General features: G+C 64.3%; 18 protein-coding genes. 2 read left to right on the plus strand and 16 right to left on the minus strand.

What is annotated here, in order from left to right; genetic code table 11:
• Positions 1-3 precede the first annotated feature (3 nt).
• From V3H18_RS02930 to V3H18_RS02940, 3 genes are read right to left on the minus strand one after another with little or no spacing between them, the layout of a single operon-like run.
• The gene (locus tag V3H18_RS02930; RefSeq protein WP_332080390.1) at positions 4-1,170 is read right to left on the minus strand and encodes an ABC transporter permease; all 1,167 of its coding nucleotides are present in this window, start codon (positions 1,168-1,170) and stop codon (positions 4-6) included.
• A 3-nt stretch (positions 1,171-1,173) separates the two neighbouring features.
• Positions 1,174-2,283, minus strand: coding sequence for a microcin C ABC transporter permease YejB (locus V3H18_RS02935; RefSeq protein ID WP_332080391.1), 1,110 nt, complete (start codon positions 2,281-2,283; stop codon positions 1,174-1,176).
• Between the two features lie 6 nt (positions 2,284-2,289).
• Positions 2,290-4,194 carry an extracellular solute-binding protein gene (locus tag V3H18_RS02940; RefSeq protein ID WP_408631752.1) on the minus strand — a complete coding sequence of 635 codons (1,905 nt, stop codon included), beginning with the start codon at positions 4,192-4,194 and terminating at the stop codon, positions 2,290-2,292.
• A 177-nt stretch (positions 4,195-4,371) separates the two neighbouring features.
• Here V3H18_RS02940 and V3H18_RS02945 point away from each other — a divergent pair, with 177 nt between their 5' ends.
• Complete coding sequence (locus V3H18_RS02945; RefSeq protein WP_332080393.1) at positions 4,372-5,097, plus strand: class I SAM-dependent methyltransferase; 726 nt, start codon at positions 4,372-4,374, stop codon at positions 5,095-5,097.
• A gap of 529 nt (positions 5,098-5,626) precedes the next feature.
• Here V3H18_RS02945 and V3H18_RS02950 read toward each other — a convergent pair.
• Complete coding sequence (locus V3H18_RS02950; protein ID WP_332080394.1) at positions 5,627-7,702, minus strand: GumC family protein; 2,076 nt, start codon at positions 7,700-7,702, stop codon at positions 5,627-5,629.
• Between the two features lie 190 nt (positions 7,703-7,892).
• Between V3H18_RS02950 and V3H18_RS02955 the strand changes: the two genes are divergently transcribed.
• The gene (locus V3H18_RS02955) at positions 7,893-9,344 is read left to right on the plus strand and encodes an NAD-dependent succinate-semialdehyde dehydrogenase (RefSeq protein ID WP_332080395.1); all 1,452 of its coding nucleotides are present in this window, start codon (positions 7,893-7,895) and stop codon (positions 9,342-9,344) included.
• Here V3H18_RS02955 and V3H18_RS02960 read toward each other — a convergent pair whose 3' ends face one another.
• The 12 genes from V3H18_RS02960 to V3H18_RS03015 form a co-directional block, all read right to left on the minus strand.
• Positions 9,345-10,832 carry a bifunctional metallophosphatase/5'-nucleotidase gene (locus V3H18_RS02960; RefSeq protein ID WP_332080396.1) on the minus strand — a complete coding sequence of 496 codons (1,488 nt, stop codon included), beginning with the start codon at positions 10,830-10,832 and terminating at the stop codon, positions 9,345-9,347. It abuts the gene before it with no gap.
• A 279-nt stretch (positions 10,833-11,111) separates the two neighbouring features.
• Positions 11,112-12,587 (minus strand): ammonium transporter, encoded by a 1,476-nt coding sequence (locus V3H18_RS02965; protein ID WP_332080397.1) that lies wholly within the window; start codon positions 12,585-12,587, stop codon positions 11,112-11,114.
• Positions 12,588-12,622: 35 nt separating this feature from the next.
• Positions 12,623-12,961: a P-II family nitrogen regulator gene (locus V3H18_RS02970; protein WP_332080398.1), complete on the minus strand. Its 339-nt coding sequence runs from the start codon at positions 12,959-12,961 to the stop codon at positions 12,623-12,625.
• Positions 12,962-13,325: 364 nt separating this feature from the next.
• Entirely contained in the window at positions 13,326-14,207 is an 882-nt protein-coding gene (locus tag V3H18_RS02975) for an acyl-CoA thioesterase (protein WP_332080399.1), read from the minus strand.
• Positions 14,208-14,222: 15 nt separating this feature from the next.
• Entirely contained in the window at positions 14,223-14,447 is a 225-nt protein-coding gene (locus tag V3H18_RS02980; RefSeq protein WP_332080400.1) for a Trm112 family protein, read from the minus strand.
• 15 nt (positions 14,448-14,462) lie between these two features.
• Positions 14,463-15,128 carry an LON peptidase substrate-binding domain-containing protein gene (locus V3H18_RS02985; RefSeq protein WP_332080401.1) on the minus strand — a complete coding sequence of 222 codons (666 nt, stop codon included), beginning with the start codon at positions 15,126-15,128 and terminating at the stop codon, positions 14,463-14,465.
• 15 nt (positions 15,129-15,143) lie between these two features.
• Entirely contained in the window at positions 15,144-16,037 is an 894-nt protein-coding gene (locus V3H18_RS02990; RefSeq protein ID WP_332080402.1) for a co-chaperone YbbN, read from the minus strand.
• Positions 16,038-16,074: 37 nt separating this feature from the next.
• Positions 16,075-16,764, minus strand: a complete 690-nt coding sequence (gene trmB, locus V3H18_RS02995) for a tRNA (guanosine(46)-N7)-methyltransferase TrmB (protein ID WP_332080403.1) — start codon at positions 16,762-16,764, stop codon at positions 16,075-16,077.
• A 44-nt stretch (positions 16,765-16,808) separates the two neighbouring features.
• On the minus strand, positions 16,809-17,999 hold the full coding sequence (gene metK / locus V3H18_RS03000; RefSeq protein WP_332080404.1) for a methionine adenosyltransferase: 1,191 nt from the start codon (positions 17,997-17,999) through the stop codon (positions 16,809-16,811).
• A 116-nt stretch (positions 18,000-18,115) separates the two neighbouring features.
• The gene (locus tag V3H18_RS03005) at positions 18,116-18,547 is read right to left on the minus strand and encodes a helix-turn-helix domain-containing protein (protein WP_332080405.1); all 432 of its coding nucleotides are present in this window, start codon (positions 18,545-18,547) and stop codon (positions 18,116-18,118) included.
• Positions 18,548-18,741: 194 nt separating this feature from the next.
• A complete protein-coding gene (gene lnt / locus V3H18_RS03010) occupies positions 18,742-20,355 on the minus strand; it encodes an apolipoprotein N-acyltransferase (RefSeq protein WP_332080406.1) in 1,614 nt (537 codons plus the stop codon).
• A gap of 87 nt (positions 20,356-20,442) precedes the next feature.
• Complete coding sequence (locus V3H18_RS03015; RefSeq protein WP_332080407.1) at positions 20,443-21,381, minus strand: hemolysin family protein; 939 nt, start codon at positions 21,379-21,381, stop codon at positions 20,443-20,445.
• Positions 21,382-21,384: the final 3 nt, after the last annotated feature.

Consider the following 21,384-nt stretch of genomic DNA (forward strand, 5'->3'; position numbering starts at 1 on the left):
CCGTCACTGGAAATTCTTCCTCGGATCGAAGGCGTCGCGCACCGCTTCGCCGACGAAGACGAGGAGCGACAGCATCAGCGCGATGATGGCGAAGCCGGTAAGCCCGAGCCAGGGCGCCTGAAGGTTCGATTTTCCTTGCAGCAGCAATTCGCCCAGCGACGGCGAGCCCGGCGGCAGGCCGAAGCCCAGGAAGTCGAGCGCCGTCAGTGTCGTGATCGACGAATTGAGAATGAAGGGCAGGAAGGTGAGCGTCGCGACCGTGGCGTTCGGCAGCAGATGTTTCATGATGATGCGAAAGCTCGAGAGCCCCAGCGCGCGGGCGGCGTTCACATATTCGAAATTGCGCGCGCGCAGGAATTCGGCGCGAACGACATGCACGAGCGACACCCAGGAGAAGAGCAGCAAGATGCCGAGCAGCACGAAGAAGCCAGGCGTCAGAAAGGAGGAAATAATGATAAGCAGATAAAGCTGCGGCAGCGACGACCATACTTCGATGACGCGCTGGAAGATGAGATCGACGCGACCGCCGAAAAAGCCCTGTATCGCCCCCGCGGCGACGCCGACGATCGAGGAGATCGTCGCAAGGATCAGCCCGAACAGCACCGAAAGGCGAAAGCCGTAAAGCAGCCGCGCGACAACGTCGCGGCCCTGATCGTCCGTGCCCAGCCAATTATATTCGAGCGCCGCGCAGCCGCGGTTCGGCTCTCCCGGCCGCAATCCCTTGGCGGCGGCGATCTCGCATTGCTTGTGCGTGAGCATCCAGGTCGGCGGCGAGGGCGCGGGCGTCGGCAGCTCCAGATTATGCGTGTCGTAGGAATAGCGGATCGGCGGCCAGAGCATCCAGCCATGCGCCTTGATCTCGCTGGCGATGACGGGGTCGCGATAGTCGGTGTGGGCGAGAAAGCCGCCGAATTTTTCTTCCGGATAGGCGACGAAGGCGGGAAACAGCAGTTGGCCCTTGTACCAGGCGAGGATCGGCCGGTCATTGGCGAGAAAATTCGAGCCGAGCGACATCAGGAACAGCGTCATGAATATCCAGAAGGACCAATAGCCGCGCGTGTTCGCCTTGAAATTGTCGAGCCGGCGCCGATCGAGCGGCGTCAAACGCAGCCAGCCGCTGCGCGAGATCGGCGGCGCGAGTCGAATATTGGCGTCTGTCGCTGCGCTCATCCGTCAAACCTCGCGCGTCTCGAAATCGATGCGCGGATCGATCCAGGTGTAGGTGAGGTCGGAGATGAGATTCACGACGAGTCCGAGCAGGGCGAAAATATAGAGATTGGCGAAGACCACCGGATAGTCGCGATTGACGATGGATTCGAAGGAGAGATAGCCGAGGCCATCGAGCGAGAAGATCGTCTCGATCAGCACGGAGCCGGTGAGAAAGGCGTGCACGAAGGCGCCGGGAAAACCGGCGATGACGATCAGCATGGCGTTGCGGAACACATGGCCGTAGAGCACGCGCCGTTCGGTCAATCCCTTCATGCGCGCCGTCTGCACATATTGCTTGCGGATTTCGTCGAGGAAGGAATTTTTGGTGAGGAAGGTCTGCGTCGCGAAGGCGCCGAGCGTCATCGCCGTGACGGGCAGCACGATGTGCCAAAGATAGTCCCTGACCTTGCCGAAGAGGGAAAGCTGCGCGAAATCGTCGGAGGTCAGGCCGCGCAAGGGAAAAATCTGCCAAAAAGAGCCGCCGGCGAAGAGGACGATAAGCAGCATGGCGAAGAGAAAGCTCGGAATGGCGTAGCCGACAATGATGATGTTCGATGTCCACATGTCGAATTTCGTGCCGTCGCGCACCGCCTTGGCGACGCCGAGCGGAATGGAGATCGAATAGGAGAGAAGCGTCATCCAGAGCCCAAGCGATATGGAGACGGGCAGTTTCTCGCCGATCAGCTTGATGACGCTTTCATCGCGGAAATAGCTGCGCCCGAAATCGAAGAGCGCGTAATTCTTCACCATCAGCAGGAAGCGCTCCCAGGCCGGCTTGTCGAAGCCGAACTGTTTCTCGAGCTCCGCGATGAATTTCGGGTCGAGGCCCTGCGCGCCGCGATATTTCGAGGCGGTGTCCGCGCCGGCGCCGATCTGCGCCGATTGGGCCTGGCCGACGTCGCCGCCGCCGCCGGAAAAACGGCCGGTCGCGCCAACGTCGAAGCCCTGCAATTGCGCGATAATGCGCTCGACGGGCCCGCCCGGCGCGAATTGCACAATGGCGAAGGAGATGAGCATGATGCCGAGGATCGTCGGGATCATCAGCAGCAGGCGGCGCGCAATATAGGCTCCCATGCGTGACTAGCGCCTCGTGAAGTTGGTTTTGCGCGCCTTATCCTCGCTCCACCACCAGGTGGAGACATAGCCGACGTCATAGAGCGGCTCGCGCTCGGGCCGGTCGTAGAGGTCCCAATAGGCGAGGCGCGTCACCGCCGTATACCAGTGCGGAATCATATAGTAGCCCGCGCGCAGCACGCGGTCGAGCGCGCGGCAGACCGTCACGAGTTCGGCGCGCGACCCGGCGAGTTGCGCCTTTTCGATCAGCGCGTCGACGACCTTGTCGGAAATTCCCGCGAGATTGCGCGAGCCGTTGAACTTCGCCGCTTCCGAGCCGAAATAATTGCGCAATTCCTCGCCCGGCGAATGGCTCATCGTGAGATTGTCGACGGTCACGTCGAAATCGAAATCCTCGAGTCGCTGCTTATATTGCGCCGAGTCGATGACGCGCAGCCGCGACGCGATTCCGAGCAGCTTGAGATTCTTGACGAAGGGCTGCGTGTGCCGCTCGAAAATATTATAGCGGTCGAGAAATTCGAATTCGAAAGGCTTTCCGTCCGGCAGGAAGAGCGTTTCGCCCTTGCGCACGCAGCCCGCCGCGGCGAGCAGTTCGCTGGCCTTGCGCAGCAGGGCGCGATCCTGGCCGGAGCCGTCGGAGACGGGCGGCAGGGGCGGCTCGCTAAAGACTTCCGGCGGCAATTGCGCGCGATAGGGTTCGAGCAGGGCGAGTTCGCCGGCGTCGGGAAGCCCGGTCGCCGCGAGGTCGGAGTTCTCGAAATAAGAGGTGACGCGCTTATAGGCGTCATACATCAGATTGCGGCTCGTCCATTGGAAGTCGAAGGCGTAGGCGAGCGCCTGGCGCACGCGCGCATCCTTGAACATCGGCCGGCGCGTGTTGAAATACCATCCTTGAATGCCGGGGATGCGCCGGTTCGGGAATGTCTCCATTTTCACGCGGCCGTCGCGCACGGCGGGAAAATCATAGCCTGTCGCCCAGATGCGGGCGGTGTCCTCCTGGCGCAGCGTATAGGCGCCCGCCTTGAAGCCTTCGAAGGCGACATTGCTGTCGCTGAAATATTCGAACCGCACCTTCTCGAAATTATTCTGCCCGACGTTCACCGGCAGGTCCTTGCCCCAATAATCGGGGACGCGGTCGAAGACGTTGAAACGGCCCTGCTCGAAGGCGCCGATCTTATACGCGCCCGACCCAAGCGGCGGCTCCAGCGTCGATTCTTCAAAGGGGCGCGTCGAATAATATTTTTTCGAGAAGATCGGCTGGCCGGCGACGACGAGCGGCAGGTCGCGCGTTCGTCCTTCGGCGAAGCGCACGGTCAGCACGTCGTCGGCTTCGGCCTCGGCGCTTAAGAGATCGCGCAGCATCTGCGCGATGACGGGATGTCCCTTGGCCTTGAGGATATTGAGCGAAAAGGCGGCGTCCTCGGCGGTGACGGGCGAGCCGTCATGGAAGCGCGCTTCGCGCCGCAGGAGGAAGCGATAGACGAGCTTGTCGGGAGAGATGCGCACGGCGCGCGCGAGCAGGCCGTAAGCGGCGTCGCGCTCATCGAGGCTCGAGGTGAGCAGGCTGTCGAATATGAGCGATAGTCCTTGCGCCGGCGTGCCGCGCAGAACATAGCCGTTGAGCGAGTCGAAAGTCGGGCTCTGCGTGGTGAGCGTCAGGGAGCCGCCTTTCGGCGCGTTGGGATTCACATAGGCGAAGCGCTTGAAGTCCGGCTTTTCGGCGAGTTCGCCGAAAGTGGAGAGGCCGTGCGTTTCGATGTCGGCGGGTTGCTGCGCGCCGCTCACGGCCTGCGCCCGCGCGCCCGGCGCGGCGACGAAGGCCGCCCCGGCTGCGATGAATTGTCGGCGGGTGAGATAAGCGAAGGGAAGATCGGTCAATAGCTTCCTCGGATGGAGACGCTCCGGGCGCATTCATGATTCTCGGCGATTATGTCGGTTTTTGGCGAGACCGCCACCCCCGGCGCAAGCGAGGCGCTAAGATTGAAGCTGGGGCGTCATTCGTCGATGTCGACCCGTTTTCGTAATCTAGATCATTTATGAAAAATAGTAACTTCTGAAGAGTGGGAGCTTTGTGGAGCCTCGGCGGAAATGACGGAAGATCGTAAAGGCAAGGCGACGTGGCTTTCGGAAGCCGACGACAGCCGCTTCAGCGAGATCAAGGAAAGCAAGCATGACATCGTCTTTCCCTGGCTCGTCGACGCCATTTTGACGCGCGAACCATCTGTGGTTCTTGATTATGGCGCCGGCGACGGGAGATTTCTGTCGAGCCTGAGAGAAAAATTCGATGGCGAAATATGGCATTACGACCCTTCCGAAACCTTGCGGGAAATCGCGAAAGAGCGCCTCGCCGGACAGCGCGCGCATTTTCTCGACGATCCGCAAGCTGCGCCGGCGGAGAGCGTCGACGTCGTCGCGTCGACTGCGGTCTGGATGACGATCGAGACGCATGAAGGCTGCGTCGATTATTTGAACGCGCAGTTTCGCCTGTTGAAGCCGAAGGGGCGCGCTTTCATCGTCGTGACGCATCCCTGCTTTCGCGAAGAGAAGTATTCGACGTTCGACGCGAATTTCGATGACGGGTTTTATCTCAATGACGGCGTGGAGTTTTCCGTATCGGTCTTCGACGAGCGTAACGAGGTGAAGTTCTCAGATTATCACTGGACTCTGTCGGCGATGTTGAAGCAGGCGTCCGAGGCGGGCCTGCGCCTCATTGCGCTTGCCGAATTGCCCGATGTCGATACGGGCAACAAGCGCGGCGCGCCCTGGCTTGTCTTCGAGTTCGGTAAAGACCGATCCACTCGTGCGACTGTTTAAATTAATGCGGCGACGATCCGCTAATCGGCCGTTGGTCGAATCCAACAAGCGAAAAAATGAAAGGCGGACCTGACGCGCAGATCCGCCCCATTGAATTGATAGAGCGCTAAAGGGTGCGATCAGCAGACCCAGTGCCAACCCCCACGCCACCAGCGCCAGCAGTGTCCGGTATGGCCGCCGCCCCAACCTCTATGACCCCAACCCCAGCCTCTATTATGTCCCCAGCCGCCATGATGATCCCAACCGCCTCCGCCATGATGACCCCACCCGCCGCCGACATGGTGACCGCCGCCATGCGGGCCGCCGTGACCTGCGAGCGCCGCGGAGGGAAACGCTAGAGCGGCTACAACGGCGGCTGTTAGGGCGAATTTTTTCATCATGACACTCCCGTGGACCGCATATGGAAAATAGCCGCCGCGCAGCATTCCTGGCCGCAGCATTTGAACCAAGGAAGTTAGGGCGGGATCGGTCTGCGACAAGGGGAATGGGATAGGCCGCTATGAGCGTTCGCCTTCCGCGATCGATCGCGTTAGGCGGCCTCTCCAAAATTTACTTCGGACAAATAAGAGCGGCGTCCTTCGTAAAGCGGGAGTCGCGCGGCGTCTGTCTTATTGTAGAGAATGGCAGCCGCGTCATGAAGGTCCAGCCGTTGGAGCGCGGCCTCTGCGTCTTCCGCGCGAGTCTTGTCCCATTCGATGAGAAAAACGACGTGGTCCGCCCGCGCCGCGAGAAGCGGCGCATAGGGCGCTTCGAGGGCGGGCGGCCCGTCGATCACGATGAGATCGAACCATTGCCGCGCGAGCTTGAGCAAGGCGCGCATGGTGACGCCGCTCATGAGCCCGCCGATGGCGTAAGGGCGTTTGAGCGCGCGTCCTCCGAAAGGCAGGAATGTGTAAGAGGCGTCCGGCGGGTCGACGAAGGCGCGCTCCAAATCCTCGCCGCTTTGGAGAATGTCCAGAAGGCCTAAGCGCGGCTTCGTCTGTCGCGCGGGCCGATCCGCTTCGATGAGCAGCACGCGGTCGCCGCCTTGAGAAAGATAGGCGGCGAGATTCGCCGCGACCGTGGTGCGCCCTTCGCCGCGCCTCGCGGAAGCGACAAGCAGGACGCTTCCCTCGTCGCCGGCTTCGTTCGGCGCGAGTTCGGCGCAAAGCTCGGCGAGCCAGGGAGAAAGATCTGGCTTTTGCGGCTTGTCTCCTTCCTGGCCTGAATCCTCTATCAGTGGAATGAACCCCAACGTTTCGGCGCCGCCGAACCGCTCGGCCGCGGCGGCGGTGTTCAGCGTGTCCCGACGTCGCTCCCGCAGCGTCGCATAGGCGAGGCCTGCGAGAAGTCCGAGCGCCGCCGATCCCGCCGCGAGCGTCAGCGGCGGCGTCGTCGTGCGCAGCGGCGGCAGGGCTGGGGAGACGATGCGAATGGCGCTTGCGTCCAAATCCTTCGCCCGCGCCCGCTCGCGCAATTCGCCATAGGCGTCGCGCGCCGCTTTGGATTCGTTTTCGAGTTCCTCGAGCTTCATGAGTTCCGGGCCAAGCTCGGCGCTTTCCGCCCGCGCTTTTTTGAGTTCCTCCGCCAGCGCCGCTTCGCCCTGTTCGGCTTCGAGATAGGCGAAGCGGACGGAGGCGAGCGCGCGCTTGTTCTCGGCGGCGACCTCGCGGCGCGCGTCGGCAAGCTGCGCCTTTAGTCTCAAGACTTCTGGATGGCGCGGTCCGAGCACGGCCGCCCGGCCGGCGGCTTGCCGTGACAGCCGCGCATATTCGGCGCGCAAAGCGTCTAGCGGCGCGGATTGCGCCGCTTGCAGTGAAACGTCGGCGTCGCCCGCCCTGCGCAGCAGTTCATATCGCGCCCGCGCTTCCGCCGTCCGCGCGCTCGCGAGCGCCAGCTGCCGATTGAGTTCGGATATGCGCTCTTCGACGAGGCTAAAGCCCTGCGCGGCGTCAGCGAGTTTGAGGCGCGTTCTAAGCTGCTCCGCCGCCTGTTCGGCGCGCGTTGCGTTTTCGCGCGCTTCCGGGAGGCGGCTTTCCATCGGTTGCGCCGTCGTCGCGCTTACGCCCAAGCGCGATGGCGTCGCCTCATCGAGAATTTTGCGCGCGGCGGCGTTGGCGATGCGGGCGGCGAGGCCAGGCGAAGGCGCGCTCGCCGTCGCCTCGATGACGTAAGTCGCGTCCCGCCGCGCGACGGAGAGATTGGTTCTAAGCTTCTCGATGGTCGCCAGGCGCTGGAGCGGCTCCGCCGCGCCGCTCCCGCCGAAATAGCCGTCACGGGTCAGATCGAGCCCATCGACGAGCGCGCCCAGAAACGCCTCGGAACGCGCGATCTGCGCGAGGCTTTCGATTGCGCCGGCGTCGATTTGCGCATCCTTGCCGGCGCGGGGGTCGATCATGACGACGGCCGTCGCCGAATATTTATTGAAAACGAAAAGAGCGACGGCGAAGGCCGCCAGGCTGACGGCGACCGCGACCGCGGCCATGCGCGCCAGATTGCGGCGAAGAAAGAGCCAGACGGCGCGGACGGGGCGGCGCGAAAGTGATTCCCGCCAAGAATCGCGCGCGGCCGCCTTGTCGTCACGGTCCGCGCCAAGACGCGCGGGCTTTCGGCCGAAAATGCTCATGAGGGTTCCGCGGCGCGCCGCCAGCCTCGCCGGGGCGGAAATACATTGAATATAGAAACCATTAACCATGAGTTACCCGCACGGCGCTTAGGGCTCATGCGCAGCGGGCGAAAAGGGCGAAGGTGCGATCCGCCGACCCTTTCCCTATATTTCAATGGCGACGCGCGCGGCGCGCGAGAGGATGTGAGGCATGGACGCAATCACGGGTTTGGGCCTGCGCGAGCAGGCCTTTATCGATGGGAAATGGGTAAACGCGGACAATGGCGCGACTTTCGCCGTTGATAATCCGGCGACCGGCGCGATCCTCGGGCGCGTCCCCGACATGGGCGCCGCCGAGGCGCGCCGCGCCGTCGAATCCTGCGCCCGCGCGCTGCCCGACTGGCGCGACCGCCCGGCGAAAGAGCGCGCGCAGATCATGCGCCGCTGGTTCGAGCTGATCATGGAAGATCAGGAGCGGCTCGCGCGGATCATCACCGCCGAAATGGGCAAGCCGCTCGCCGAGGCGCGCGGCGAGATCGGCTATGGCGCGGCTTTCATCGACTGGTTTGCGGAGGAGGGGCGGCGCATCTATGGCGACGTCATTCCAGGACCGACTGACCGGCGCCTCCTCGTGCTCAAACAGGCGATCGGCGTCACGGCGGCGATCACGCCGTGGAATTTTCCTTCCGCCATGTTCGCGCGCAAGGTCGGCGCGGCGCTTGGCGCGGGTTGCGCCATGGTGGTGAAGCCCGCGGAGCTGACGCCTTTCTCCGCGCTCGCGCTCGTCGAACTCGCGGAGCGCGCGGGCGTGCCGGCGGGCGTCGTCAATGTCGTCACGGCGCGCGATCCCGCGCCGGTCGGGCTCGAATTCACGCATAATCCGCTGGTGCGCAAGCTCACCTTCACGGGCTCGACCGAGGTCGGCAAAATCCTGTTGCGGCAGGCCGCCGAGAATGTGCAGAAATGCTCGATGGAGCTTGGCGGCAACGCCCCGCTCATCGTCTTCGACGACGCCGATCTCGACGCCGCCGTCAGGGGCGCGCTCGCTTCCAAATATCGCAACGCCGGCCAGACCTGCGTCTCCGCCAACCGCTTCCTCGTGCAGGCGGGCGTCGCGGGAGCCTTCGCCGAAAAGCTTGCGGCGGCGGCGGGCGCGCTGAAGGTCGGCGAGGGGACGCAGGAGGGCGTCGCTATCGGGCCGCTGATCGAGCCCGCGGCGGTCGAAAAGGTCGAGCGCCATATCGCCGACGCGCTTGCGCATGGCGCGAAGCTCTTGACCGGCGGCGCGCGCCACGCGCTCGGCGGCACGTTCTTCGAGCCCACGGTGCTCGCCAATGTGCCGCCCGACGCGCTGATCTTCAGTGAGGAGACCTTTGGGCCCGTTGCGCCGGTCATCCCCTTCGAGACCGAGGCGGACGCCGTGCGTCTCGCCAACGCCACGCCCTACGGGCTCGCCGCCTATTTTTACAGCCGCGACATCGCCCGCGTCTTCCGCGTCGCCGAGCGATTGGAGTTCGGCATGGTCGGCGTCAATGAAACGCTGATCTCGACGGAGATCGCGCCTTTCGGCGGCGTGAAACAGTCGGGTCTCGGGCGCGAGGGCTCGCGCTATGGCGTCGACGATTATGTCGAGATCAAATATGTGTGCCTCGGCGGGATTTGATTATTCGATCGCGATGCGTCCCTCGACGACGGGCGCGACGGCGCCGGCCTTCTCGATCGCGGCGATAATGACATTCGCCAGCAATGGCCCTTGGATTTCGCTGATGAGCGGCTTGCCGCGCGCGAGCGCCACATAGCCGTCCTTGCCGCGCGCGAGAAAATCGATCGTCGCGAGTTTATAAATCTTCGCCGGATCGAGCGGCTTGCCGCCGATCTCGGCGGAGACGATGCGTTGACCCGGAATGGCGTTGCGCCGCACGACGATGCGCGCGCCGGAAATCTGGCCGAAGCGCCCCGCGCCCCGGTCGATCATCCAGACAGAATTCTCCAGCGCCTCGCGCAGATCGGCGCCGGAAATCTCCATCAGCACGAGCTTGTTGCCGAAAGGCAGTTCTCTCGCGATATCCTTGCGCGTGAGCGTCGCGCCGGCCTCATAGAGGCGGTCGCCGCGAATGCCGCCGCCGTTGAGCAGGGCGAGATCCGCGCCCGTCGCCGCGCGCATGGCGTCCGCGAAGAAATCGCCGATCGCCGTCTCCTCGCCGCGCACGGCGGCCTTGCGGCTGTCGAGCGGCGTTTTCGTCAACCCGATGGGGATGTCGAGCGTCTTGTCGATCGACTCCTGATATTGCTTGACGCGCTCGGCGATGGCGGCGTCGGGCGTCGCGTCGGCTGTGTCGATAATGCGAAATTTCGGCGTCCAGCGCGCCTCGCCGTCGTCGCCTTTGCGGATCGTCAGATCGATGGCGACGAGATTGGCGCCGTCGGCCTGCGTCTCGCCGATCGCCGCGCGGCCGTCATAGGCGACGAGAAGATTATGGTCGTGGCCGGAGAGGACGATGTCGATCGGCTCGAGTCGCGCAAGGCGCACATCGTCTTGCCATTCCGAATGCGTCACCACGACGATGAGGTCGGCGCCCGCGTCGCGCAGCGCCTGCGCCTGGCGCTTCGCCGTCTCGATGGCGGGAAGGAGCTGCAGGCTGCCGGGGCTCGAGCGTCGCGCCGCTTCATCGTCGGTGAGGCCGAAGACGCCGATCTTGACGCCGTCAATGTCGAAAATTTTGCTGTCGGCGAAGCCGGGCAGGGGATTGCCCGCGGCGTCGCGCAGATTTGCCGCGAGAAGCGCGAATTGCGTTTCGCTCATCCGCTGGCGAAAGACGGCTTCGCCAAAATCGAATTCATGATTGCCGGGCGTAAAAACATCGAGGCCGCTGCGATTGAGGAGGTCGATGATATGCGCGCCCTTGTCGAGGCCAGACATCAGCGACGGCGAAATCGTATCGCCGGCGTGCGCGACGAGGACGTTCTTCGCGCGCGCCCGTTCGGCCTTCAGCGCCCCCGCGATGCGCGCGAAGCCGCCGCGCCCGTCCTTCTCGGCCATTTCATAAATGTCGCTGAAAACGACGAGGGTGAGATTGACGACGCGCTCCGCCGCGCGGGCTGGAAGGGCGGCGGCCAAGAGGATGATAAACGCCAGACCCGCGCGCCGCATTTCAAAAAACATCCGTCCTTACCCCTATCGATTTATCGAAGCGACGCATGTTGCATCGGCGTGGCGACAAGGGCAATACGCGCGGCGATGATGCGCGAATCCTTCTCCCCGCTTGCGGGAGAAGGTGGCCCCGCGAAGCGGGGTCGGATGAGGGCCCTCACCCGTCACGCGTTCCGCATGACACCCTCTCCCGCAAGCGGGAGAGGGTCTGCGCGTCGCTCCACAAAAAGAAGCGGCGCCCGTGGGCGCCGCTCCGTATCGCGCTTAGGAGACTTGAGATCAATAATTGTAGGCGCGTTCGCCGTGATCGGTGATATCGAGGCCTTCACGCTCCTGATCGGGCGCCGGCCGCAAGCCGACGACGAGATCGACGAGCTTGTAAAGGATCGCCGAACCGACGCCAGACCACAGCAGCGTCGCGACGACGGCGGTGCCCTGCGCCTTCAACTGGGTCACGAGATCGTAAGCGCCGGTGTAATCCTCGAGATTGGTGTAGTCGGTGATGCCGACGCCGCCAAGAGCGGGATTGACGAGGACGCCCGTCAGGATCGCGCCGGTGATGCCGCCGATGCAATGCACGCCGAAGACGTCGAGCGAGTCGTCATAGCCGACCTTCTTCTTCACGAAGTCGACGAAGAAGAGGCAGATCGGGGAGACGATCAGGCCGAGCACAAGCGCGCCGATGGGACCAGCGTAGCCGGAAGCCGGCGTCACGGCGACAAGGCCGGCGACGGCGCCGGTGATCATGCCGAGCAGCGAAGGCTTGCCCTTCACCAGCCACTCCGTCAGCATCCAGGAGAGCGCCGCCCCAGCGGTAGCGACCATGGTGTTGACGAAGGCCAGCGAGGTCACGCCATTGGCTTCGAGGTTGGAGCCGGCGTTGAAGCCGAACCAGCCGACCCACAGCAGCGAGGCGCCGACCATCGACAGGGTGAGGGAGTGCGGCGGCAGCGCCTCCTTGCCATAGCCGATGCGTTTGCCGACGACGATCGCGCCGACGAGGCCCGCGATGCCGGCGTTGATATGGACGACCGTGCCGCCCGCAAAGTCCAGCGCGCCCTTGCCCGCGAGCCAGCCGACGGCGCCGTTGATCTCGTCGATCTTCGCCTGTGCGGCCGCTTTCGCCTCCTCGGTGGTGGCGGCGGCGAGTTGCGTCGCGGCGTCGACAAGCGCGTTCGGATCCGCGACGCCCCACACCCAATGGGCGATCGGGAAGTAGATGAAGGTCACCCATAAGGTCACGAAGAGCAGCACCGCCGAGAATTTCATGCGCTCGGCGAAGGCGCCGACGATGAGCGCGGGCGTGATCATCGCGAATGTCATCTGGAAGACGAAATAGGCGAATTCCGGAATGACATGCCCGGGGGTAAAGGTCGCCGCATTGGAGGAGGCCGTCACACCCTTGAGAAATAGCTTGTTGAAGCCGCCGATGTAATTGCTCAGCGAGCCGCCGTCGCCAAAGGCGAGCGAATAGCCGTAGAGCGTCCAGAGCACGCCCACCAGCGCGACGATCGCGAAGACCTGCGTGAGGATCGACAGCATATTCTTGGTGCGCACGAGGCCGCCGTAGAACAGCGCAAGGCCGGGGATCGACATCATCAGCACCAGCGCCGAAGACGTCAGCATCCAGGCGGTGTCGCCGGGATTGGGCGTGGGATCGTTACCGGCGAAGGCCGGAAACGACGCTATGGTCGTTGCAGCCGCTCCCGCGAGGATCGAAGCAACGGTCGCGCTCCGAGGCAAACGAAGTTTCATGTTTGAAAGCTCCTGGTGGTTCGGGGAGAGGACTATCAGAGCGCGTCGGCGTCGGTCTCGCCGGTGCGAATGCGAATGGCGCGCTCGAGCGGGGCGACGAAAATCTTGCCGTCGCCGATCTGGCCGGTGCGCGCCGTATTGGTGATCGCCTGGATGACCTGATCGACGAGGGCGGCGTCGACGGCGACTTCGATCTTTAATTTCGGCAGAAAGCTGATGGCGTATTCGGCCCCGCGATAAATTTCGGTATGCCCTTTTTGGCGTCCATAGCCCTTGACTTCCGTCACGGTAAGGCCGTGCACGCCGATGTTGGTCAGCGCGTCGCGGACCTCATCGAGCTTGAACGGCTTGATGATCGCTGTCACGATTTTCATCTGCCAATCCTGTTGTTGTCGACCGCATCGTCGAGCGTCGCCCGCTTGAGGCCGGCGCCTGCGTCGCGGTCGCTGGGCGGACGCTGCCGCGTCGGCGCGGACAAGCTTTCAAATGCCATGCCAGCGATGGCTTATCCTGGAATTCGTCGGAAAAGCGCCGGCGCGCGCGATCCCCGAGCGCGGGAGACCCTTTATCTTCGGCGAAGTCGACGCCCGACCTTGAGTGGGCGCGTCATGGCGACGGAGCCTCCCCTCCGGTCGCGCGCCGGCTGATCGCCTCTGCCGTTCAGGCTGGCGCCTATCAATTGTGCAGATTAGTGCCTATTTATTGATCTTAAACTTGGCGGGCAGAGAGAGGCTGCGCCTAGGCCTCAGGCGCGCCCCGCAGGCGCACCAGCCCCTCTTGCGCGACGGAGGCGAGGAGACGACCGTCTCGCGCGAAAATCTGGCCGCGCGTCAAGGCGCGGGCGTGTCCCGACCAGGGACTTTCCTGCGCGTAGAGCAGCCAGTCGTCGACGCGCGGCGCGTCGTGAATCCAGAGGGCGTGGTCGAGGCTCGCGACCTGCAAGCCGGGTTCGAAGATCGTTTTGCCGTGAACCACGAGCGCCGTATTGAGCAGCGTCATGTCCGAAAGATAGGCGAGCAGGGCGCTCTGCGTCGCCCGATCGTCGGGAAGCGGCCCTTGTACGCGAAACCAGATCAACTGGCCGGCGGCGTGGCGCCCGGGGGAGAGCATGGCTTCCGGCGCGACGATGCGCATGTCCACCGCGCGCCGCCGCTTCACCCAATTCTCCGCTTCTTCCGGCAGAAAGCCGTGGAAGCGGTCGATCAGCGCATGAAGATCGTCGAGACTCTCGGGGTCAGGCGCTTCCGGCATGGCGGCGGCGTGCGTCAGGCCCCCCTCGCGCCGCTGGAAGGACGCCTCCATCGAGAAAATCGTCCGGCCTCGCTGTGCGGCGTGACACCGGCGCGTCGTGAAGCTTTTGCCGTCGCGCACGCGCTCCACGGCGAAATCGATCGGAATCGTCGGATCGCCGGCGAGCACGAAATAGGCGTGCATCGAATGAACGGGACGGTCGGGCGGCGCCGTGCGCGTCGCGGCGACGAGCGCCTGCGCCACCGCCTGGCCGCCATAGACCTGCCGGCCAGCGGATTTCGGGCTGTAGCCGCGAAAACGATCCGGTCCCGCCGCTTCGAGGTCGAGCAGCGCCAGAAGCTTCGCGCTGGGCGCGGCGGCCTCGTCCATGACGAAGGGCGTCGATCAGTCGATCTGGCGCGCTTCTTCCGGCAGCATGATCGGGATGCCGTCCCGGATCGGATAGGCGAGGCGCGCGGAGCGGGAGATCAGCTCCTGGCGCGCGCGGTCATATTCGAGCGTCGTCTTGGTCAGCGGACAGACGAGTATTTCGAGCAGGCGCGGATCGATGCGCGTCGGCTCGGGCGCGGCTTCGAGTTTTTCGACGGCGGGGTCGCGTTCATCGCTCATCGCGGGTCCTATTCCTTAATGCCATTGCGGCCGGTCGCCGCCCCGCTGCGCCAGATCGAGCCTGGCGAGGGCGACAAGGGTTTCAGCGCGCGTCTTCAGGTCTATCGCTTCGATCAGCGCCTGTTTGTCATTGGCGCCGAAGGGACTCATCATCGCCAGCGCATTGACGAGCGTCTCCGTCGGCGCGGCGTCTATGCTCGCCCAGTCCACTTCGAGTTTCGAACATTCGGCGAAATTGCGCAACATCGACACCATGCTCTCGCGATCGACCGCGCTTTCGCCGGCGCCCGGCGTGAGATCGGCGGCGAATTCGTCGTAGCGGACGCGAAATTGCCGATAGGCCGTATCCACATTGAGCTCCTCGACGATGCGAAAGCGCGCGACGCCGGTCAGCGTGATGAGATAGCGCCCATCTCCGGTTTCCGAAAAGCGCGTCAGACGTCCGGCGCAGCCGATGTCGTAAAGTCGCGGCGCGTCGGCGGACTCCTCTCCCGGCAAGGGCTGGATCATGCCGATGAGTCGCGCGCCGGCGATCGCGTCGTCGACCATCGCGAGATAGCGCGGCTCGAAAATATTGAGCGGTAGCTCGCCGCGCGGCAGCAGCACCGCGCCGGTGAGCGGGAAGAGCGGCAGGACCTCCGGCAATTCGCTGATCGCGACAAAGGGATGGTTCAGGCTCATTTTGGCGAAGGCCTCCTAAGAGAACAGCAGCGCGGACAACCGCCGCCGCGCCCCGATGGTCGCCTTGTCCATCGGACCCCATTCCTCAAAGAATTGGACGAGTTGTTTTCTCGCCCCATCGTCGTTCCAACTACGGTCGCGGCGGAAGATTTCAAGGAGCGCGTCTGCCGCTTCTTCGCGCAATCCTTTGGCGTTGAGCGCGAGGGCGAGATCGAAATAGGCCTGGAAATCATTGGGTTCGAAATTGACGCGCGCCCTCAATTCCTCGATTTCGCCGAGGTCCTTGGCGCGCTGGGCGTTTTCGAGCGCCGCCGCCGCGGCCGCCACCTCGGGGTCGCGCCGCAGCGCGTCGGACAGGGAGTCAAGAAGCGCGCGCGCCTCGTCATAGCGCGCCTCCTCGACATAAAGCCGCGCCAGCACGGCCGCGGCCTTGTGGTCCGGCGGCTCGCCGGTCGCCAGTTCGCCAAGCACTTGCTCCGCCGCGGCGATATCGCCCATGGCGATCATTGCAAGGGCCGCTTCGAGCGCGTCGGCCGTATCCTCGATCGGGCCGACGAGGCGTTCGAGAAAGCCCTTGATCTGGCTCTCCGGGAGGGCGCCGACGAAACCGTCCACCGGCCGTCCGCGTTGAAAAGCGACGACGGCGGGAATCGACTTTATGCCGAGCTGATCGGCGATCAGCGGATCGGCGTCGATGTTCATTTTGACGAGCGCCGCCTTGCCCCCTGTGGCGGCGACGAGGCGCTCGATGATGGGTGCGAGTTGCTTGCAGGGCCCGCACCAGGGCGCCCAGAAATCAACCAGCACGACCTGCCGGATGGAAGGTTCGAGCACGTCGGCGCGAAAGCGATCCGTCGTCGTCTCCACCGGCGCGTTGCCGCCGCCCGCCGTTCTCGCGACTTCAACCATGCCTTGCTCCCGATATTGGTCGCGGCGGGCCTTACAATTACCGTTCCGCCGAAAATTGGCCGCTCCGCCGGACGAAGGTCAGATAGACCGGATTGCGGCCTGCGGCTATGGCTTTGGCTTCATATTTGGTGCCGGGCCAGCCAGGCCAGGGCGTAAGCCAGTCGCGCGCCCGACGCGCGGTCCAGTCGAAGGCCGGATGGGCGCGCACGCGCGCGAGCGTCCAGGCGGCGTAATCGTCGATGTCGGTCGCAAAGCGAAGTTCCGCGCCGGGGCGCATCGCTCGCGCCAGCCTGTCGAGATTTTCGGGGGAGACGAAGCGCCGCTTGCGGTGGCGCCGCTTCGGCCAGGGATCGGGATAGAAGAGATAGACGAGCGAGAGGCTCGCGGCCGGCAGCCAGTCGAGAACTTCCGCGGCGTCTCCCTGACGCAGGCGGACATTTTCCAGTCCGTGCGACTCGATCCGCGCGAGAAGCTTCGCCATGCCATTGACGAAGGGCTCGCAGCCGATGAAGTCGACGTGCGGCGCGTTCGTCGCCGCTTCGATCAAATGTTCGCCGCCGCCAAAGCCGATTTCGAGGCGCGTTTCGCGAAGGATGGACGGCGGGCGCGCAAGATCGAGCGCAAGCCGCGGCAAGAGGCTCTCGATCAGCCCCGCCTGATGCTTGCGCAGCGGCTTGCCCTTCGAGCGGCCGTAGAGGCGGCGGGAAGGGCGGGTCTCTTCAGACATTGGATGCGTCAAAGATGCGCACAGGCGCATCGCGAGCGGTTCGCCTATGCGAAATGCGATTTCAACTGATCGACCAAATCCGTCTTCTCCCAGGAGAAGCCGCCATCTTCATCCGGCGCGCGGCCGAAATGGCCGTAGGCGGAGGTGCGGGCGTAGATCGGCCGATTGAGCTGGAGATGCTCGCGAATGCCGCGCGGCGACAGGCGCAGGAGCTGCGGCAGCACCGCTTCGAGCTTGTCTTCCGCCACCTGGCCGGTGCCATGGAGATCGACGTAGATCGACAGCGGCTCGGCGACGCCGATGGCGTAGGAAAGCTGCAGCGTACAGCGGTCGGCGAGGCCGGCCGCGACCACATTCTTGGCGAGATAGCGCGCCGCATAGGCCGCCGAACGGTCGACCTTGGTCGGGTCCTTGCCGGAGAAGGCGCCGCCGCCGTGAGGCGCCGCGCCGCCATAGGTGTCGACGATGATCTTGCGGCCGGTGAGACCGGCGTCGCCGTCCGGCCCGCCGATGAAGAATTTGCCGGTCGGATTGACGTGCCAGACGGTGTTCGCGGTGATCCAGCCCTCGGGCAGCGCCTCGCGGATATAGGGCTCGGCGATGCGGCGCACGTCCGCCGGAGTCAGGTTCTCGTCGACATGCTGATGCGAAAGCACGATCTGCGTCGCCTCGACGGGCTTGCCGTCGACATAGCGCACCGTGACCTGGCTTTTGGCGTCGGGGCCGAGCCCCTTTTCCTTGCCGCTGTGCCGGGCCTTTGACAGGAGCTCGAGGATTTTGTGCGAATAATAGATCGGCGCCGGCATGAGTTCGGGCGTCTCTCTGACCGCATAGCCGAACATGATGCCCTGGTCGCCCGCGCCTTCGTCCTTATTGCCGGCGGCGTCCACGCCCTGGGCGATATCGATGGACTGCTCGTGCAGCAGCACTTCGATATTGGCGGTGTTCCAATGGAAGCCACGCTGCTCGTAGCCGATGGAGCGGATGGCGACGCGCGCGATCTCGATGATGCGCTCGAAGGGAATATGCGGTCCGCGCACTTCGCCGGCGATCACCACCCGGTTCGTCGTCGCAAGCGTCTCGGCGGCGACGCGAATGGCGTAAGGATCGACGCCTGCATTAGGGCCTTCGCGGAAAAATTCGTCGACGATCTCGTCGGAAATGCGGTCGCAAACCTTATCGGGATGGCCTTCAGAAACGGATTCGCTCGTGAAAAGGTAGTTTTTCCGGGTCACTTCGACGCTCCGAGGCTATTGATTGAAAAGTCCGCTCGTGCGGGTCCATCTGCCAGCGCGCGTTCGTTGCGTCAAGCCGAAAGGCCCCAAGCGTTCTTTATGGAGAACGATGACCCTCAGTCGCCCGCAGGCGGCTCCGCCGGGTCGGACTGATCGGCGAGCGCCGCCACGAGATCGAGGATGCGCTTGCGGATTTTGGGATCGCGGATGCGGGCGAAGGCGCGATTGAGATGCAGCCCCTCCGCCGTCGACAGGAAATCAACCACATATTGCGACGAAGACTCTTCGGAAAAGCCGGCGGCCGGCGCGGGCGCGCTCGATGTCGGCGCGCCCTCGAAGAAGAATGAGGGCGGCACGTTCAAAGTCTTCGATATCTGCTGAAGGCGGCTCGCGCCGATGCGATTGGTGCCTTTCTCGTATTTCTGCACCTGCTGGAAGGTCAGACCCAACGCCTCTCCCAGCTTCTCCTGACTCATATTCATCAGGATGCGCTGCATGCGCACGCGGCTGCCGACGTGACGATCAATCGGATCTGGCGTTTTTTTCAATTGAATGAACCCCCTTCGTCCTTCTAGCCGAATCGCCTTCGAAGGCAAGCGCCGACGCGGTTAGCGCTATGAAACGCCATGAGGTTTTTCGTTCCGCGCCCCTTTCTTGGACGGCGCATGACCCCTTAAACGGTCCGTCCCGCGGCGCCTGGGGAGTTCGGCGAAAAAAATACGTGATTTGAGAATCCAGCTTGTCAGCTTTTTCGAAACCGCCCCTTGAGCGCGAGCGCCGTCGCCAAAGCGAGGAGCGCCAGAGAGACCAAAGCGCCATATTTCGAAAAGATCGTGGGCGCGGCCGCCCCGGGAAGCGGGCCGTCGATGACGCCTTCCTCGCCGAGCGGCAGCGACTGCAGGACGCGGCCGTAGGCGTCGATGATGGCGGAGACGCCCGTATTGGCGACGCGGACCATCGGCAGGCCTTCCTCGATGGCGCGCAGCCGCGCCTGGGCGAAGTGCTGATAGGGGCCGGTCGTTTGCCCGAACCAGCCGTCATTGGTGAGATTGAGCAATAGCTCCGGGCGGCCCGCGCCTGCCCGCGCCGCGACCGCTTCGCCGGGAAAGATCGCCTCATAGCAGATGAGCGGCGCGATTGGGGGCAGGCCCGGCGCGTCGAGACGGCGCGGCCCCGTTCCGCGATCCCACACGCCCGGCACGAGATGATTGACGCCGAGCGGCTGCAGAAGGCCTTCCAGCGGCAGATATTCGCCAAAGGGGACGAGATGGACCTTGTCGTAAAAGGCGACGATGTCGCCGCCCTTCAGCGCCTCGATGGAATTGAAAATCCTGCCGCGTCTCCCTTCGCCATAGCCTTCGGCGCGGGCCGCGCCGGCGACGAGGACGGCGTCCTTGAGCGCGTCGGCGATGGATTGAAGCGCCTCGGGATGATGCGAGATCACATAGGGAAAGGCGGATTCGGGCCAGATGTGATGCGTTACGCCGGCGACGCCCGAACCGCTCGAAAGCGCGAGGTAATGGCGCAGGATTTCCGGGCCGTTCTCCGGCCGGAATTTTGCATCCTGCGCGAGATTGGGCTGCATCAGCCGCAGCTTCACCCCCTCGACATATCGGGTGTCGTTCATCGCGAGCCGCAGCGCTCCGAAGACGAACATGGCGAAAAGGAGCGCCGCGGCGATCCGCATTGCGCCGGTCATAAATCCTTGGCGGTCGATGAGCGTCGCGGGGGCGGCGAAAATGACGACAGCGAGAATGTCGAGCCCATAGAGTCCGACAAGCGAGGCCGTCTGCGCCAGCGGACCCGCGCCCGCGAGCGCCATGCCAAAATTATTCCAGGGAAAGCCCGTGAGAATATGGCCGCGCAGCCATTCGGCGGCGCCAAGCCCCGCCGCGAGCGCGAAGACGCGCCAGCCGCCGGGCGACCAGAGCAGGCGCGCGATTGCGAAGCCGAGCGCCGGAAACAGCGCCAGGACGGCGGGCAGGCCGAAGACGGCGAGGGGGATCGCCCAAGCGAATTGGTCGGCTTCGACCAGCATGGCCGCGCCGAGCCACCAGAGGCCGGCGAGGAAATAGCCGAAGCCCAACCACCAGCCTGCGCCCGCCGCTGAAAGCAGCGGCCGGACGCTAAAGCACGAGACGATCCCGGCGTCGGCGGCGCCGTCGATGAGCCAGACGGCGACGGTGAGCGGCGCGAACATCGCCGGGATGAAATTGAAGGGCGCGAGCGCCAGCGCGCCGCAGGCGCCGGCCAGAAAAGCGAGGGCGCGCCGCGTCCAGCCATCGGCGAGAACGATGCGCTGAGGGAGCGTGCGCCATCCCGCGCCCACGCCGACGATTTCGGCAATCTGCGCCATGGAATCCTGCAGCGCCTCGCGAATCAGCCAATTGACTGTAATGCGTTTTAGCGGATCACGAAGGCCGCTTTATGAGGGCGCGCCGCGTCAGGCCGACTGTTTGGCGCGCACCCTGAGTTTGCCGACGCGGCGCGGATCGGCGTCGACGATTTCGAATTCATAGCCTTCCGCGGGCGTCGGAATGATCTCGCCGCGCATCGGCACCCGGCCGGCGAGCCAGGCGACGAGGCCGCCGAGCGTCGTCACTTCGGCGGGCGTGTCCTCCAGACGGAAATCGACGCCGAGGCGCTGCGTCACCTCGTCGAGGTCGGCGCGGCCGTCGACGAAATAATCGCCATTGTCGAGCTCGACGACGCCGGGTTCGTCGACGACGTCATGTTCGTCTTCGATGTCGCCGACGATCATCTCCATAATGTCCTCGATCGTCACGAGGCCGTCGGTGCCGCCATATTCGTCGATGACGAGCGCGAGATGGATATGCGTCGTCTGCATGCGGATCAGGAGATCGAGCGCCGGCATGGAGCGGGGCACAAACAGCACGTTTTTGAGCAGATTGGCTTCGGCGAGCGGCGTGTCGAAATCGATCTTCTTCGCCCCGGCGTCCGGCGCTTCCTGCTTGTCGGCGCAGCGGCCGATAAGAACGACGAAATCGCGAATGTGGACCATGCCGCGCGGATCGTCGAGCGTTTCAGCGTAGACCGGCAGGCGCGAATGGCCCGCCGTGCGGAACAATTCAAGCGCTTCGCGCAGCGAGGCCTCGATGGAAATGGCGACGATGTCGGCGCGCGGGATCATGGCGTCCTCAACGCGCATGTCGTGTAGGCCGAGCACGTTTTTGAGCAGCGTGCGCTCGTGCGGCGTCACGTCGCCCGCCGACTCTTCGAGCTTGTCCTCGATGTCCTCACGCACCGAGACCGGGCCAAGGCCCAAAAGGCCGCGCACCCGATCGAGCAAGCCGTGACGCGGCGCCTCGCCGGCGCGCCTTAATGGAACCGGGTCGTCGAAGTTATCGGATCGCGTTGACATATG

The sequence above is a fragment of the Methylocystis borbori genome, assembly GCF_036576025.1.
GTDB classification, from domain to species: Bacteria; Pseudomonadota; Alphaproteobacteria; order Rhizobiales; family Beijerinckiaceae; genus Methylocystis; species Methylocystis borbori.